At 75.3% G+C, this 13,973-nt stretch carries 12 protein-coding genes; 6 read left to right on the plus strand and 6 right to left on the minus strand.

The features are described from left to right. The 5 genes from AB0G32_RS37810 to fes all read right to left on the minus strand — a co-directional run. Positions 1 to 1,004: AMP-binding protein (locus AB0G32_RS37810; RefSeq protein ID WP_361174620.1), on the minus strand; the 1,004-nt coding region annotated here is incomplete at its 3' end. Further along, complete coding sequence (locus AB0G32_RS37815; protein WP_361174624.1) at positions 1,001 to 2,212, minus strand: isochorismate synthase; 1,212 nt, start codon at positions 2,210 to 2,212, stop codon at positions 1,001 to 1,003. The genes AB0G32_RS37810 and AB0G32_RS37815, both read right to left, overlap by 4 nt. A gap of 49 nt (positions 2,213 to 2,261) precedes the next feature. Continuing rightward, a complete protein-coding gene (locus AB0G32_RS37820) occupies positions 2,262 to 3,032 on the minus strand; it encodes a 2,3-dihydro-2,3-dihydroxybenzoate dehydrogenase (RefSeq protein ID WP_361174627.1) in 771 nt (256 codons plus the stop codon). Then, positions 3,029 to 4,015 carry an ABC transporter substrate-binding protein gene (locus AB0G32_RS37825; protein WP_361174630.1) on the minus strand — a complete coding sequence of 329 codons (987 nt, stop codon included), beginning with the start codon at positions 4,013 to 4,015 and terminating at the stop codon, positions 3,029 to 3,031. The genes AB0G32_RS37820 and AB0G32_RS37825 overlap by 4 nt, the downstream gene beginning before the upstream one ends. Before the next feature lie 74 nt (positions 4,016 to 4,089). After that, complete coding sequence (gene fes, locus AB0G32_RS37830; RefSeq protein WP_361174633.1) at positions 4,090 to 5,406, minus strand: enterochelin esterase; 1,317 nt, start codon at positions 5,404 to 5,406, stop codon at positions 4,090 to 4,092. A 175-nt stretch (positions 5,407 to 5,581) separates the two neighbouring features. Here fes and AB0G32_RS37835 point away from each other — a divergent pair, with 175 nt between their 5' ends. From AB0G32_RS37835 to AB0G32_RS37855, 5 genes are all read left to right on the plus strand, one after another. Next, the gene (locus AB0G32_RS37835) at positions 5,582 to 6,634 is read left to right on the plus strand and encodes an iron chelate uptake ABC transporter family permease subunit (protein ID WP_361174637.1); all 1,053 of its coding nucleotides are present in this window, start codon (positions 5,582 to 5,584) and stop codon (positions 6,632 to 6,634) included. After that, complete coding sequence (locus tag AB0G32_RS37840) at positions 6,631 to 7,710, plus strand: iron chelate uptake ABC transporter family permease subunit (RefSeq protein ID WP_361174640.1); 1,080 nt, start codon at positions 6,631 to 6,633, stop codon at positions 7,708 to 7,710. Before AB0G32_RS37835 ends, AB0G32_RS37840 begins: the two co-directional genes overlap by 4 nt. 588 nt (positions 7,711 to 8,298) lie before the next feature. Next, entirely contained in the window at positions 8,299 to 8,679 is a 381-nt protein-coding gene (locus AB0G32_RS37845) for a hypothetical protein (RefSeq protein WP_361174643.1), read from the plus strand. Continuing rightward, positions 8,676 to 9,143, plus strand: a complete 468-nt coding sequence (locus tag AB0G32_RS37850) for a peroxiredoxin (protein WP_361174646.1) — start codon at positions 8,676 to 8,678, stop codon at positions 9,141 to 9,143. Before AB0G32_RS37845 ends, AB0G32_RS37850 begins: the two co-directional genes overlap by 4 nt. Positions 9,144 to 9,215: 72 nt before the next feature. Further along, positions 9,216 to 11,558 carry a SpoIIE family protein phosphatase gene (locus AB0G32_RS37855; RefSeq protein ID WP_361174650.1) on the plus strand — a complete coding sequence of 781 codons (2,343 nt, stop codon included), beginning with the start codon at positions 9,216 to 9,218 and terminating at the stop codon, positions 11,556 to 11,558. Between the two features lie 481 nt (positions 11,559 to 12,039). On the opposite strand, the gene AB0G32_RS37860 is transcribed toward AB0G32_RS37855, so the two are convergent. Further along, a complete protein-coding gene (locus AB0G32_RS37860) occupies positions 12,040 to 12,870 on the minus strand; it encodes an aldo/keto reductase (protein ID WP_361174653.1) in 831 nt (276 codons plus the stop codon). Between the two features lie 131 nt (positions 12,871 to 13,001). Between AB0G32_RS37860 and AB0G32_RS37865 the strand changes: the two genes are divergently transcribed. Next, positions 13,002 to 13,973 (plus strand): TauD/TfdA family dioxygenase, encoded by a 972-nt coding sequence (locus AB0G32_RS37865; protein WP_361174656.1) that lies wholly within the window; start codon positions 13,002 to 13,004, stop codon positions 13,971 to 13,973.

A 13,973-nucleotide genomic window follows, 5' to 3' on the forward strand; every position in this document is an offset into this window, starting at 1 on the left:
AGGCGGCAGCCGAGGGCGGGTTCCAGGCGGCGGGCGGCCGATTCGCTGTACTTGGCGCCGCCCACCAGCACCAGCTCCAGACTCGACAGGTCGTGCGCGGTGGCCTCGGCGGCGTCCGTCCACACCAGGGCGAGCGGCGGCACCATCGCCGTCATGGTGATCCGCTCGCGCTCGATGAGCGGGAACGCGGTCGCCGGGTCGGGCCGCGGGGACAGCACCACCGTGCCGCCCGCGTACAGCACGCCGAGCCAGCCCGGTGAGCTCATCGGGAAGTTGTGCGCGGCCGGCAGCACCACCAGGAACCGGGTGTCGCCGTCCACCCCGCAGATCTCGTTGGAGCCCCACAGCGAGTACATGTAGTCGTCGTGGGTGCGCGGGATGAGTTTGTTCAGTCCCGTGGTGCCGCCGGACAGCTGGAGGAACGCCAGCTCGTGCGGCTCGGGCCCGTCGAACGGACCGGACGGCTCGCACGGCACCTCGCTCAGCGGGGTGTGCTCGCCAGGGTCGTCGCCGGCCACGAAGACGTGCTCCAGACCCGGGTTCTGCTTGCGCATCAGCGAGGCCAGGTCACGGTGGTCGAAGCCGGCGTGCCGGTCCGGTACGACGTACGCGACGGCCTCGGTGAAGGAGCAGAAGTGGGCGATCTCCGTCTCGCGGTGTGCGGGCAGCGCGTACACCGGCAGCGCGCCGATCCGGAACAGCGCGAAGACCACCTCGAAGAACTCGCCCACGTTGGGCAGTTGCACGACGACCCGGTCGCCCTTGCGGATGCCGCGCGCCAGGAATCCGGCGGCCAGCCGGTCGGCCCGCTGGTCCAGCTCCCGGTAGGTCCAGGTGCGGCGCTCGGGGGCCGGGTCGATCAGGGCGATCCGGTCGGGGTGGGCGGCGGCGCGCTCGCGGAGCATGGAGCCGAAGGTCTCGCCGCGCCAGTAGCCGGCCGCGCGGTAGCGTGCGGCGAACTCGGCGGGCCAGGTGGGGGAGTCCACACCGGGGGTGAGGGTCACAGCGAAGCTCCAACAGCGTGCAGGAAGGTACGGAACTTGGCGGCGGTCTCCGCCGTCTCGGCCTCCGGCGTGGACGCGGCCACGACCCCGGCGCCGGCGAACAGCCGGAGCGTCCTGCCCTCGGCCTCGGCACAGCGGATCGTCACGACCCACTCGCCGTCGCCGTCGGCGTCCTGCCAGCCGACCATACCGGTGTAGGCGCCCCGGTCGAACGGCTCCGACTCGGCGATGACCTGCCGGGCCAGCTCGGTGGGCGTGCCGCACACCGCGGGGGTGGGGTGCAGCGCGGACGCCAGGTCCAGCGCGGTGGTGGCCCGCGGGTCGGCCAGTTCGCCGGTGACCGTGGTCGACAGGTGCCACATGGCGGCGGTGCGCACCAGCGTGGGCCGCTCGGGCACCCGGAGCGTGGTGCAGAAGGGGGCCAGCGCCTCCCGTACGGCGGCCACCACGACGGCGTGCTCATGGAGGTCCTTCTCGGACTCCAGCAGGGCGACCGCGCGCCGCACGTCCTCGGCGAGGTCCTCGCTGCGCGGCGCCGAACCGGCTAGGGGGTTGGCGGTGAGCGCGCCGCCCTGCCGGGCGACCAGCAGTTCGGGGCTGGCGCCGATCAGGGTGCGGCCGGGGCCGCTGGGCACCGCGAAGGTGTAGCCGGCCGGGTCGCGGCGGGCCAGCCGGCGCAGCATGGCCGGCAGGTCGGGCTCGCGGCGCGAGGTCAGCTCCAGGCTGCGGGCGAGGACCACCTTGTCGAACTCGCCGGCCCGCATCCGGGCGACCGCCGAGGCGACCGCCTGACCGTACCGCTCGGGGGAGGGGACCTCCTGGACCTGCCAGTCCGGCCGGTCCTCGTCGTGCGGGACGGCCAGTGCGACCAGCGGGTCCTCGCGCAGCGGCGGCGCCCAGTGCACCATGTCCGGCACCGCGAGCGCGGCCGGGCCGTCCGGGGCGAACGGCAGGGTGCCGACCACGACCGGCGCCGCGGCTCCCGGGCGGCGCAGCCCGTCCAGCACCTCGCGCACCCGCACGGCCGGCGGGCGGGCGTCGTCGGGTATCACGGTGGCGGTGCCGCGGCCCAGCAGCGTCCGGTGGGGGGTGGCCAGGAAGCGGTCGGTGGCCGGTCGGTACGCGTCGAGCAGGGAGGTCGCCGCGCCGGGGGAGACGGGCGGCGCGGCGGTGCGGCCGGCGGTGGGTTCGTGTAGGGAAACAGACATGACAGTCTCCAGTGGGGGAGGTCTGAGCGGGTCTGAGCCGGGGTGGGGGTCAGGCCCGCAGGGTCGCGCCGCCGTCGACGTACAGGTCGTGCATCGTGATGTGGCGGGCCCGGTCGGAGGCGAGGAAGACGACGGCGTCGGCGATGTCGGAGGGCTCGGCGATCCGGCCGAGCGGGATGCCCGTGCGGTAGGACGCCAGGTCCCCTTCGACCACCCGCCGCGCGGACGCCTCCTCCTCGCCCTCGGTCCACAGGGCCCGCTGCATGTCGGTCATGGTGGAGCCGGGGGAGACCGTGTTGCAGCGCACGCCCTGCCGCGCGACCTCCAGGCCGAGGCACTTGGTGAACATCACCGCGGCGGCCTTGGAGGCGGCGTAGGCGGCGAGGCCCGCGCGGGGGATGCCGCCCGCGTTGGAGGCGACGGTGACGATGCTGCCCCGGCCGCGGGCGGTCATGCGCCTGGCGACGGCCCGGGAGACGTGGAACACGCCGGTGGTGTTGACCGCGAAGTGCGCCGCCCAGTCCTCGTCGGACAGTTCGGTGACGGGCGCGTCGCGCAGGATGCCGGCCACGTTCACGGCGATGTCCAGCGGTCCGGTCTCCGTCTCCGCGGTGCGCACCAGCGCCTCCACGGCGGCGGCGTCGGTGACGTCCAGGGTGCGGGTGGTGACCCGCTCGCCGAACGCCGCCGCGTCGTCGAACGCGAGGTCGGTGGCGACCACCCGGGCGCCCTCCGCGACGAGGGCGGTGACCACCGCCGCGCCGATGCCCCGGCCGGCCCCCGTCACGAGGGCGAGCCGGCCGTCCAGCGCGCCGCTCATGAGGCCAGCGCCTTCGTCAGGTCGGCCAGCACGATCTGCGCGGCGAGCGGACCGCCGGCGCTGTTCCAGGCGGAGCCCTCGACCACGACGACGTGGCCCTCCTGCTCGGCGTTCAGCTTGGAGAAGTTGGGGACCTTCTTGGCCTCGGCGTACGCCTTCTCGCCGTCGGCCTGGTCGCCGAGGGTGCCGAAGACCAGCCAGTCGGCGTCGATGGTGGAGAGCTTCTCCAGGCTGACCGGCTCGCTGTGGCCGGAGCCCACGCCCTGCTGGTCCTTGGGCCGGTCCAGGCCGAGCGCGCTGATCGTGGAGCCGACGTGGCCCACGCCGCGGCCGACCGCGGACGGCGCGCCGTTCTGCCAGCGGACCACGCTGACCGAGGCGCCCGCGTTGTCGCCCAGCTTCTTCTTGGTGGCGGCGACGTCGGCGTCGAAGTCGCTGACGATCTTCTCGGCCGCGGACTTCTTGTTGAGGGCGTCGGCGGTGGCCGTGAACGCCTTCTTCCAGTCCTCGTTCAGTTTGGCGGTGACCACCGTCGGGGCGATCGACTCCAGCTTGGAGACCTGGGACTTCACGGCCGTCGTCTCGTCCAGCAGGATCAGGTCGGGCTGGAGGGCGGCGACCTTCTCCATGTCGGCCTCGGCGACCGTGGCGACGACCTGGGCCTTGTCCGCCTTGTCGGCGAGGTAGCTGGAGACGCCCGACTGGCCGCGGCCCGCGGTCGCGCCGACCGGCTCGACGCCGAGCGCGAGCGCGGCGTCCAGGGTGGGCTCGCTCAGCGTGACGACCTTCTTCGGGTCGGTGGGCACGTCGACCTCGCGGCCCGTGGCGTCGGTGACCTGACGGGTGCCCGACTCCTTGCCGCTCGCGCTGTCGCTGCCGCCGTCGCCGTCGTCGCTCCCGCAGCCGGTCAGGAGGATCGCTCCGGTCAGGACCGCGGCGGCGGACGTCAGAACGGTTCTGCGGGTGGAACGTGCACAGGACATGGAAGCAGGACTCCTCGGTTGCGGATGATGGCGGAAAACGGTCGGGGAAGGGGTCGGGAAAAGGTCTGGGAAGGTCAGCGGCCCAGCAGCCGGACCAGGCCGGCGGCGAGGGCGCCGTGCCAGCAGGCGTAGTCGTGACCGCCGTTGTACGTGTCGAAGGTCACCGGACAGCCGGCCGCGCTCAGGGCGCCGTACAGCGCGCGGCTGTGGTCGACCATGGCGCCCTCGTGCAGCCCGACGTCCAGATGGACCGTCAGGGCGCGGGGCGGCGCGGACTTGTACCGCGTGACGAGCCAGGGGTCGCCCGGCACGGCGGGTTTGGGGCCGGCCGGCGACGGCAGCCCGGGCCGCCACCACAGCGAGGCGGACTGGGCGAGGACGCTGCCGAACCGGTCGGGCCGCAGCAGACCGGCGTACAGGGCGGTCATGCCGCCGAGACTCTGGCCGGCCACCACGGTGCGCCGCGGGTCGGTGGTGAGCGGCCAGCGGCCGGCCGCCCAGGGCAGCAGCGCGTCGGCCAGGAAGGCGACGAACGGCTCCCGGGCGCCGAGGTCGCGCCAGCGGGTACGGCGGTCCACGGCGTCCGGCGCGACCACCACCAGCGGCGGCAGCGCCCCGTCGGCGATCATCGCGTCCAGGGTGTCGCCGAAGCCGAGCCGGCCGAACCACATGTCGCCGTCGCACAGCACGGCCACCGGCAGCGGTGCCCCGGTGTGCCGGGTCAGCCCCGGCGGCAGGTACACCCAGGTGTCCCGGTCGCCGGTCGGCGACCCGGCCGGCACCCGGTGCCGCTCGACCCGGCCGGCCCCGGCCGCGGCCCGCCGCCCGGTCCACGGCTGGGCCGGGGCGTCGGGCAGGGCGAAGACCGAACTGTCGGCCGGCTGCCAGCGGGTGGCCACCCGCCGGGGGTTGAGCGGGTCGGCGGCGGCGTGCGCGGACAGCGACCGCAGCCGCTCCTGGAGCCGGGCCGGGTCGGCCGGCGGCTGCCCGGTCGAGATGTCGGCGGCCAGCCGGTAGGAGCCGCGGTGATCGGCGCGCAGCCGCAGCCCCAGGTGCCATACGTCCGTCCCCGGCACCCGCTCCAGGAGCGAACCGGCGAGGTGGTCGCGGTCGGTGATGCGGTTGCCGTTGAACAGCACCTGCCGGGTGGCGCGGTGGCCGCGCCACAGGAAGGTGACCGCGCGATGGCCGGGCAGGCCGTCCAACTCCTCGACCAGCGGAGTGCCGAAACGTTCCGCCTCTGCCCAGAACTCGGCGGCCAGCGCAGCGCGCCGCACCGCGTCGGCCCCGTCCGTCTCCTGGTGGAGACGTGCGACGCGCGGGCCGGTGACCCGGACCGGACGGATGTCCGGGGACGCATCGCTCGGGGCGGAACTGGGCAGGGTGGTCATCGGTGTTCTCCGTGGACCGCGGTTGGGTATACAGGTGGTGCCGGTGCTGTCGACGTGATCGTCAACAAGCTCCGGTAAGGGTAGCCTAAGCTAACCACATGTCCATTGGAATGTGTGCACTGCACCGGCCGAAAACGGTGCCCGCCCCCCGGTGTCCCGCCCCGGCGGCGACCCCGTGAGCGCCGCGACGGCCCCCGCCCCGCCGAAGCCGGCGCCCGGCGCCCACCGCCCGCGCGGCCGGGCCGCGTTGCGCCCGGCCGGGCTGCTGCTCGGCCTGGTGCTGCTGGCCGCGGCGGCCGCCCTGTCGCTGGCCGTCGGCGCCAAGGGAATCCCCCTCGACCAGGTCTGGACCGGCCTGTTCAGCCCCTCGGGCACCGAGAACGACGCGATCGTGCGGGACTTGCGACTGCCGCGCACCCTCATCGGCGTCGCCGTCGGCGCGGCCCTCGGCCTCGGCGGCGCGGTCATGCAGACCCTGACCCGCAACCCGCTCGCCGACCCCGGCCTGCTCGGCGTCAACGCGGGCGCGTCCGCCGCCGTGGTCACCGCGATCGGCGTCCTCGGCATCACCTCGTTCACCGGGTACCTGTGGTTCGCGCTGATCGGCGCGGCCGTCGCCGCCACCGCCGTCAACGCCCTGGGCGGGGGCCGCTGGGCCACCCCGGTCCGGCTCGCGCTCGCCGGAACCGCCGTCAACGCGGCCCTGTTCGGCTACGTCAACGGCCTCTCGCTGTGGCACCTGAGCACTCTGGACGAGATGCGGTTCTGGTCGGTCGGCACGCTCGCCAAGCGCGACCTCTCCCTGCTGCTCACCGTCCTGCCGCTGCTGGTGGCGGGCGCGCTGCTCGCCTTCGCGCTGGCCCGGCCGCTCGGCGCGATCGCGCTCGGCGAGGACCACGCGCTGGCGCTGGGCACCCGGGTGCGGCGGGTACGGGTGCTCTCCGTCGTCGCCATCACCCTGCTGTGCGGCGGCGCGACCGCCGTGTGCGGGCCGATCGCCTTCGTCGGCCTGATGATTCCGCACGCCGCCCGCGCGTTCTGCGGACCCGACCCGCGCTGGCTCATGCCGTACTGCGCGGTGTTCGCGCCGGTGCTGCTGCTGGTCTCCGACGTCGTCGGACGGATCGTGGTGCCGCCCTCGGAGGTCGAGGTCGGCACGGTGACCGCGTTCCTCGGCGGCCTGCTCTTCATCCATCTGGTACGGCAGCGGAAGGTGGCTCAGCTGTGAGCCCGGTCAAGGAGAAGGAGCGGCCCGCGGTGTCCCGGGCCGGCCTGCGGCGCGGACTGCTGCGGGCCGGACGCTGGTCGGTGCGGTTCGACCCCCGGACGGTACTGGTCTGCGCGGCACTGGCCGCGCTGGTGGCGCTGGCGATGGTGTTCGCCATCGGCACCGGGACCTACGCGCTGTCCCCGGCCGAGGTGGTGCGCACCCTGTTCGGCGACGGCCCGCCCGGCGCCGAGTTCGTGGTGCTCGACCTGCGGCTGCCGCGCGCGCTGGTGGCCGCGCTGGTCGGGTTCGGGATGGGCATGGCGGGCGCGGTGTTCCAGTCGCTCACCCGCAACCCGCTCGGCAGTCCCGACGTGATGGGCTTCGGCAACGGCGCGTCGGCGGGCGCGCTGGTCGCCATCATCGTCCTGGACGCGGGCGCCTCGCAGACCGCCGTCGGCGCGGTGTGCGGCGGCGTCGCCACCGCCGCGGCGGTCTATCTGCTGGCCTGGAAGCGCGGCGTGCACGGCTACCGGCTGGTACTGGTCGGCATCGGCGCCTCGGCGGTACTGGGCGCGGTGACCAACTTCCTGTACCTGCGCGCCGACATCGGCAAGGCGGCCCAGGCGGCGAGCTGGACGATCGGCTCGCTCAACGCGCGGGACTGGAGCGACGTATGGATCGCGGCGCTCGGTGTCGTGGCGCTCGGCCCGGTGGTCCTGGTGTTCGCGCGCCGTCTGACCATGCTGGAGATGGGCGACGACACCGCCGCCGCGCTCGGTGTGCCGCCGGAGCGCAGCCGGCTGGTCCTGCTGAGCGCGGGCACGGGGCTGACCGCGCTGGCGGTCGCGGCGGCCGGGCCGGTGCCGTTCGTGGCGATGGCCGCGCCGCAACTGGCCCGCCGGGTGACGCGGGCCGCGGGTCCCAACGTCCTGCCCGCCGCCTGGATGGGTGCCCTGCTGCTCACCGCCGCCGACCTGACCACCCAGCGCCTGACCGGCTCGGCCCTGCTGCCGGTCGGCGTCCTGACCGGAGTGGCCGGCGGCGTCTACCTGGCGTGGCTGCTGCGGGGGGAACGGCGGGGGGCGCGGCTGTGAGGTCCGCTGCGGGCGGAACGGCGGGGGCGCGGCCGTGACGTCCGCTGCGGCGACTTGCGGCCGACCGCAGCCGTCCCGCCCTGGCGGGAACTCCCTCGGGCCAGAGGCTGCACCGGAGCGGCTGTCCCGGTGGGCCCGGGCGGCGGGGGACGGGGGCGGGACGTGCGGGCGTCCGTGGCGTCCGGGCGGTTCCGGCCTCGGTGGCGCGGGCGTCCGCGGCGTCCGGTGGAGGCGGTGCGGGGGCGTGCGGGTGGCGCGTGAGTCTTCCGGTGACGGGAGGGTTCCGCCCTCGGTGAGGAGGCGCCCTCGGTGCCGCCGGCGCCCGCGGTGTCCCCTGGAGGCGGCGCCGTGAGTACGACTGGAGGCGGCGCCGGGAGTACGGCGTGCGGCCCTGCCGGGAGTACGGCATGTCCGGCGCTGCCGCGGCCCCCTGGGCCGGTCGACCGGGCCGGGCGACGTACCGGTCCCGGCCTCGCCGCTCGCCGCCCCGGCGCTCCCCGGCTCGCTCGCGCGAGGTCCGGCCGCCCGGCCGCCCACGCCGCCTTACCGTCGAGTAATATCGCGCGCCAGGCCCCCCGAGGAGGAACCGTGTCCCGGTCCGAACGCTCACCCCTGCTGCTCGCCGGCCTGCTGGCCGCCGCGGGCACCGCCCACTTCGCCGCACCGCGGGTCTTCGACGCGATCGTGCCGCGCGGCCTGCCGGGCACGCCCCGGACCTGGACGTACGCCAGCGGCGCCGCCGAACTGGCGCTGGCCGCCGGGATCGCCCTGCCGCGCACCCGGCCGGTCGCCGCCAACGTGGCGGCGGCCTTCTTCGTCGGCGTCTTCCCCGCCAATGTCAAGATGGCCGTGGACTGGCGGCACCGCCCCGCCCCGCTGAAGAGCGCCGCCTACGGACGACTGCCGCTGCAACTGCCGCTGGTGCTGTGGGCCCGCGGCGTCGCCCGCGGCGCCGGGCGGCGGTCATGAGCGCCCGCCCGGGGCCCGGCGACCCCGCCCCCGACTTCACGCTGCCCGACGAGACCGGCACCGCACGCACCCTGACCGGGCTGCTCGCCGACGGGCCGGTGGTGCTGTTCTTCTACCCGGCCGCCCTCACCCCCGGCTGCACCGCCGAGGCCTGCCACTTCCGCGACCTGGCCGCCGAGTTCGCCGCCGTCGGCGCCCGCCCGGTCGGCGTCAGCGGCGACCCCGTACCGCGGCAGCGGGAGTTCGCCGGCCGGCACGGACTGGGCATGCCGCTGCTGTCCGACACGGACGGCGCGGTCCGTGAGCGGTACGGGGTGCGACGGGGGTTCACCCTCGCCCCGACCAAGCGGGTGACCTTCGTCATCGCCGAGGACCGCACGGTGCTGGACGCCGTCCGCAGCGAGCTGCGGATGGCCGCGCACGCCGACCGGGCCCTGGCCGCGCTGCGCGCTCACCGGCCCTAGGAATCGCGGTCAGGAGCCCTTCTGGCCGCACAGCGTTTGATAGTGGGACGTAAAGGGATAATCCTGGACGGCATGGAGCATGCCTCCGCTGCGGCGATCGTGGACACCGACGGCCTGGTCACGGGGTGGAGCGAGGGCGCCCGGCGACTGACCGGGTACCCGGCCGAGGAGGCCGTCGGCCGGCCCGCGCGGGACCTGCTCGCCCACGACGTCGAGCCCGGCGCCGTGTCCGCCCTGACGGGCGCGGCCCTGGTGCGGCGCCGGGACGGCTCCGCCGTGGCGCTCGCGCTGCGCGGGCACCCGCTGCTCACCGGGGACGGCACCCCGGGCGGGTACGCGGTCACCGTCGAGCATCCGGACACGGGCACGTTCGTCCTGACCGGCGAGACCTTCCGGCAGTCCTCCCTGTCCATGTCCGTGCACGACACCGGCCAGCGCTACCTGCGCGCCAACGACACCGCGCTGCGGCTGCTCGGCGTGACCGAGCCGGAGCTGGTCGGCCGACGGCTCTCGGACATCATGGAGGAGGTCGAGGCCGACGGCTCGGGCTTCCACCAGCATCTGCGGCAGGTCGCCGAGACCGGCCGGCCCACCCGCTACGAGACCTTCACGCCCGCCTCCTCCCAGCTCGGCGAACACGCCTGGACCGTGGAGATGTGGCCGGTGCGCGACGCCTCCGGCGCCGTGACCGCCGTCGCCATGGCCGGGTTCGAGACCACCGAGCAGCACCGGGCCCGGCAGCGGCTGGCCCTGCTCAACGAGGCCGCCACGGGCATCGGCACCACCCTGGACGTGGTCCGCACCGCCGAGGAACTGATCAACCTCCTCGTGCCCCGGCTGGCCGACTTCGCCGGCGTCGACCTGCTCGACTGGGTGCTGGGCAGCGACGAGCCGGCCGTGGAGTCGGTGACGGACATCTCGCTGCGCCGGGTGGCGCACAGCTCAGCCACCGAGGGCTACCCCCGGCCCACCCCCCACCTGGGCGAACAGGTCGTCCACCCGACGTACTCGGTGCCCGCCCGGGCGCTGCGGGAGGGCCGGGCGGTGCTCAGCGGCCCCGGCGACCCCGACTTCGAGCGCTGGATGCGGCTGCGCAACGAGCAGGCCCCGCACAACCGGGCCTGGCGCGGCCGGGTCCGCTCGGCCCTGGCGGTGCCGCTGCGGGCGCGCGGCACCGTCCTCGGGGTGGTGCTGCTGGCCCGTGCCGCGCCCGGGGAACCGTATGTCGACGACGACGTGGTCCTGGCCGAGGAACTGGCCAGCCGGGCCGCCGTCTGCGTGGACAACGCCCGCCGGTTCGCCCGGGAACGCAGCACCGCGCTGACCCTCCAGCACAGCCTGCTCCCCACCGGTCTGCCCGGACAGGTGGCGGTGGAGGTGGCCCACCGCTACCTGCCGTCCGGGTCGGCGGCCGGTATCGGCGGTGACTGGTTCGACGTGATCCCGCTCTCCGGCAGCCGGGTCGCGCTGGTGGTCGGCGACGTCGTCGGCCACGGCATCCCGTCCACGGCGACGATGGGCCGCCTGTGCACGGCCGTCCGCACGCTGGCCGACGTCGACCTGCCGCCCGACGAACTCCTCACCCACCTCGACGACCTGGTCACCCACCTCTCCGCCGGCGGCGAGGGCGACGAGGCCGCCGAACTGGGCGCCACCTGCCTCTACGCCGTCTACGACCCGGTCTCCCGCCGCCTCACGCTGGCCGCCGCCGGGCACCCGGCACCCGCCGTGGTACTGCCCGACGGCTCCGCGCACCTGGTCGCCATGACCGCCGGGCCGCCGCTCGGTGTCGGCGGGCAGCCGTTCGAGGCGACGGAACTGGAACTGCCCGAGGGCTCCGTCGTCGCCCTGTACACCGACGGCCTGGTCGAGGACCGGGTCCGCGACCTCGACCAGGCCATCGCCGAACTGTGCCGGGCGCTGACCGCGTCCGTGCCCTCGCTGGACGCGCTGTGCGACAACGTGCTCAAGGCCGTGATGCCCGAGGACCCCAGCGACGACGTGGCCCTGCTGCTGGCCCGCACCCGGGCGCTGGGCGCCGACCAGGTCGCCACCTGGGACATCTCCCCCGACCCCGCGCAGGTCGCCGCCACCCGGACCTCCGTCATGGAGCGGCTGGCCGCCTGGGGCCTGGGCGAGACCGCGTACGTCACCGAACTGGTCGTCAGCGAACTGGTCACCAACGCCATCCGCTACGGCGAACCGCCCATCCAGCTCCGCCTCATCCGCGACCACAGCCTGATCTGCGAGGTCTCCGACGGCAGTCCCACCTCACCGCACCTGCGCCGGGCGCACGCCTTCGACGAGGGCGGCCGGGGACTGCTGCTGGTCGCCCAGCTCACCCAGCGCTGGGGCAGCCGGCCGTCCGGCGGCGGCAAGACCATCTGGGCCGAGCAGCCGCTGCCCCAGGAGTGAGGGATGCGGCGCTCTCCGCCGCGACCTGGCCGAGCGGCGCGTCCGGTGCGCACCGAACGGGCCCGGCGCGGGTCCGGGGCGCCGGGCCCGCGCCGGACCGCCCGCCGTCTTCACCAGCAGCCCCGCCCTCCTGCCCGACCCCGACCCCGCCGGCCCGGAAGCGGGTCAGCGCGTATTCGCTGCGCGGCTCGGCGCCGCCGGCCCGGAACCGGGCGTGCCCGCGCGCCGGCGACGCCGCGAAGCCGACGGGCCGGCGGGGGCGGGGCCGCCCCCGCCGGTCATGGCTCAGCGGCCGGCCGACAGGTGCCGTGGTCCAGGACGATCACCGTGCCGCCCCCCGGCCCCCGCAGTCGCCCGCGGGATCACGCCTCCGCACTCCTCGTACGGTCCCGCCGGCCGGGCTACTCCCGCGGCCGGTCCCGCCCGCTCACGGCGGCTGCTGCTGCCCACAGGCGCCGGTTCCGGTGCCCGGGCGACCGCCTCAGAACTCCTCGTGCGTCTGCGGGTCGCCGCCGATCCGCCGGTGCGGACGGTCGCCGATCGCCCGCAGCTGCTCCGCGTCCAGCTCGAAGCCGAAGACGTCGAGGTTGTGCCGCTGCCGCCCGGGATCCGACGACTTCGGGATGGGCACCGCGCCGAGCTGGGTGTGCCAGCGCAGCACCGCCTGGCCGGGAGTCACCCCGTGGGCGTCGGCCACGGCGGCGACGGCCGGGTCGTCGAGCAGGTCGCTGCCGCGGCCCAGCGGGCTCCAGCTCTCGGTGCGGATGCCCTTGCGCTCGTGGAAGGCGCGCAGCTCGTCCTGCGGGAGCAGCGGATGCAGCTCGATCTGGTTCACCGACGGCAGCACGCCGGTCTCCCGCTCCAGCCGCTCGATGTGCCCGGCGGTGAAGTTGGAGACGCCGATCGACCGGACCAGCCCTTCCTCGCGCAGCTTGATCATGGCCTTCCAGGAGTCGACGTACCGGTCGACGCGGGGCAGCGGCCAGTGGATCAGGTACAGGTCGACGTAGTCCACGCCGAGCCGGGCCCGGGACTGCTCGAAGGAGGCGAGGGTCTCCTCGTAGCCGTGGTGCCGGCCGGGCAGCTTGGTGGTGACGACGATCTCCTCGCGGGGCACGCCGGAGTCGGCCATTCCGAGGCCGACGCCGGTCTCGTTGCGGTAGTTCGCCGCGGTGTCGATCAGCCGGTAGCCCAGGTCCAGGGCCGCGGCCACGGCCCGCTGGGCCTCCGCGTCGTCCATCGGCCAGGTGCCGAGCCCCAGCGCGGGGAGCGAGGTGCCGTCGCTGAGCGTGTGTGCCGGGATACGGGTCACGGGTACGTGCCTTCCTGGAGATCGTGAAATCGGGCCCGGCCACCATGTTTCCCCCTGGCACTGTCGCCATACCGGGCGCCGGCTGTCACGATCTCCGAAGGACGGGGGCCGGGACGACCGACGGAGCGCACATGACGACGGACAGGGCCGAACGGGCGGCGCAGGGGACGGCGGGGATCGAGGTACGGCCCGCCGCCGGGCACATCGGCGCCGACCTCACCGGTGTCGACCTGGCCGGCGACCTCGACGACGCGCAGGTGGCCGCGATCCGCGCGGCGGTGCTGCGCTTCAAGGTGGTCTTCTTCCGCGACCAGCGGCTGGACCACGCCGCGCACGTCGCCCTGGCCCGCCGGTTCGGCGAACCGGTGGTGCTGCCCCGGCGCGGCAAGGCGTCGCCGCCCGGCTTCCCGGAGGTCGAGACGACCGCCGACCGGCTGGAGCTGGGCGGCCGGTTCGGCATGGAACACGACGAGTGGCTCGCCCGCCGCCGGCACTCCCTGCTGCGCGGCTGGCACTGCGACCACGGCGCCCGCGTCGACCCGCCGGCCGCGACCATCCTGCGCGCCGAGACGGTACCGCCGTACGGCGGCGACACCACCTGGTCCAACCTGGCCGCCGCCTACGCCGGACTCTCCGCCCCGCTGCGCGCCTTCGTGGACGGCCTGCGCGCCGAGCACCGCCTGGGCGTCGGCTACCAGCCCCGCCCGGGCGACGACGCCTACCTGCGCCGGCTGCTCGACCACCAGACCGCCACCGTCCACCCCCTGGTCCGCGTCCACCCGGAGACGGGGGAGCGGATCCTGTACGTCAACGGCTACTACGTCGAGCAGATCACCGGCCTGACCCGGCCCGAGAGCGCGGCGGTCCTCCAGCTGCTGCTGGAGCAGGCGACCCGGCCCGAGTACACCGTCCGGTTCCGCTGGGCGCCGGGCAGCGTCGCCTTCTGGGACAACCGGGCCACCATCCATCTCGCGCCGAGCGACAACGCCCACCTGGACCACCCGCGGACCATGCACCGCGTGATGCTGCACGGAGACGTGCCCGTCGGCGTCGACGGCCGCCCCTCCGAGCCGCTCACCGGCAGCGCGGCGGGCCGCTGGTGA

The organism is Streptomyces sp. NPDC023723 (assembly GCF_040639815.1).
Lineage (GTDB): Bacteria > Actinomycetota > Actinomycetes > Streptomycetales > Streptomycetaceae > Streptomyces.

Excerpts from the sequence above, each read along its gene's own strand:
- AB0G32_RS37820 (WP_361174627.1), bottom strand. The coding sequence starts at position 3,032 with ATGAGCGGCGCGCTGGACGGCCGGCTCGCCCTCGTGACGGGGGCCGGC.
- AB0G32_RS37825 (WP_361174630.1), bottom strand. The coding sequence starts at position 4,015 with ATGTCCTGTGCACGTTCCACCCGCAGAACCGTTCTGACGTCCGCCGCC.
- fes (WP_361174633.1), bottom strand. The coding sequence starts at position 5,406 with ATGACCACCCTGCCCAGTTCCGCCCCGAGCGATGCGTCCCCGGACATC.
- AB0G32_RS37865 (WP_361174656.1), top strand. The coding sequence starts at position 13,002 with ATGACGACGGACAGGGCCGAACGGGCGGCGCAGGGGACGGCGGGGATC.
- AB0G32_RS37855 (WP_361174650.1), top strand. The coding sequence starts at position 9,216 with ATGGAGCATGCCTCCGCTGCGGCGATCGTGGACACCGACGGCCTGGTC.
- AB0G32_RS37815 (WP_361174624.1), bottom strand. The coding sequence starts at position 2,212 with ATGTCTGTTTCCCTACACGAACCCACCGCCGGCCGCACCGCCGCGCCG.
- AB0G32_RS37850 (WP_361174646.1), top strand. The coding sequence starts at position 8,676 with ATGAGCGCCCGCCCGGGGCCCGGCGACCCCGCCCCCGACTTCACGCTG.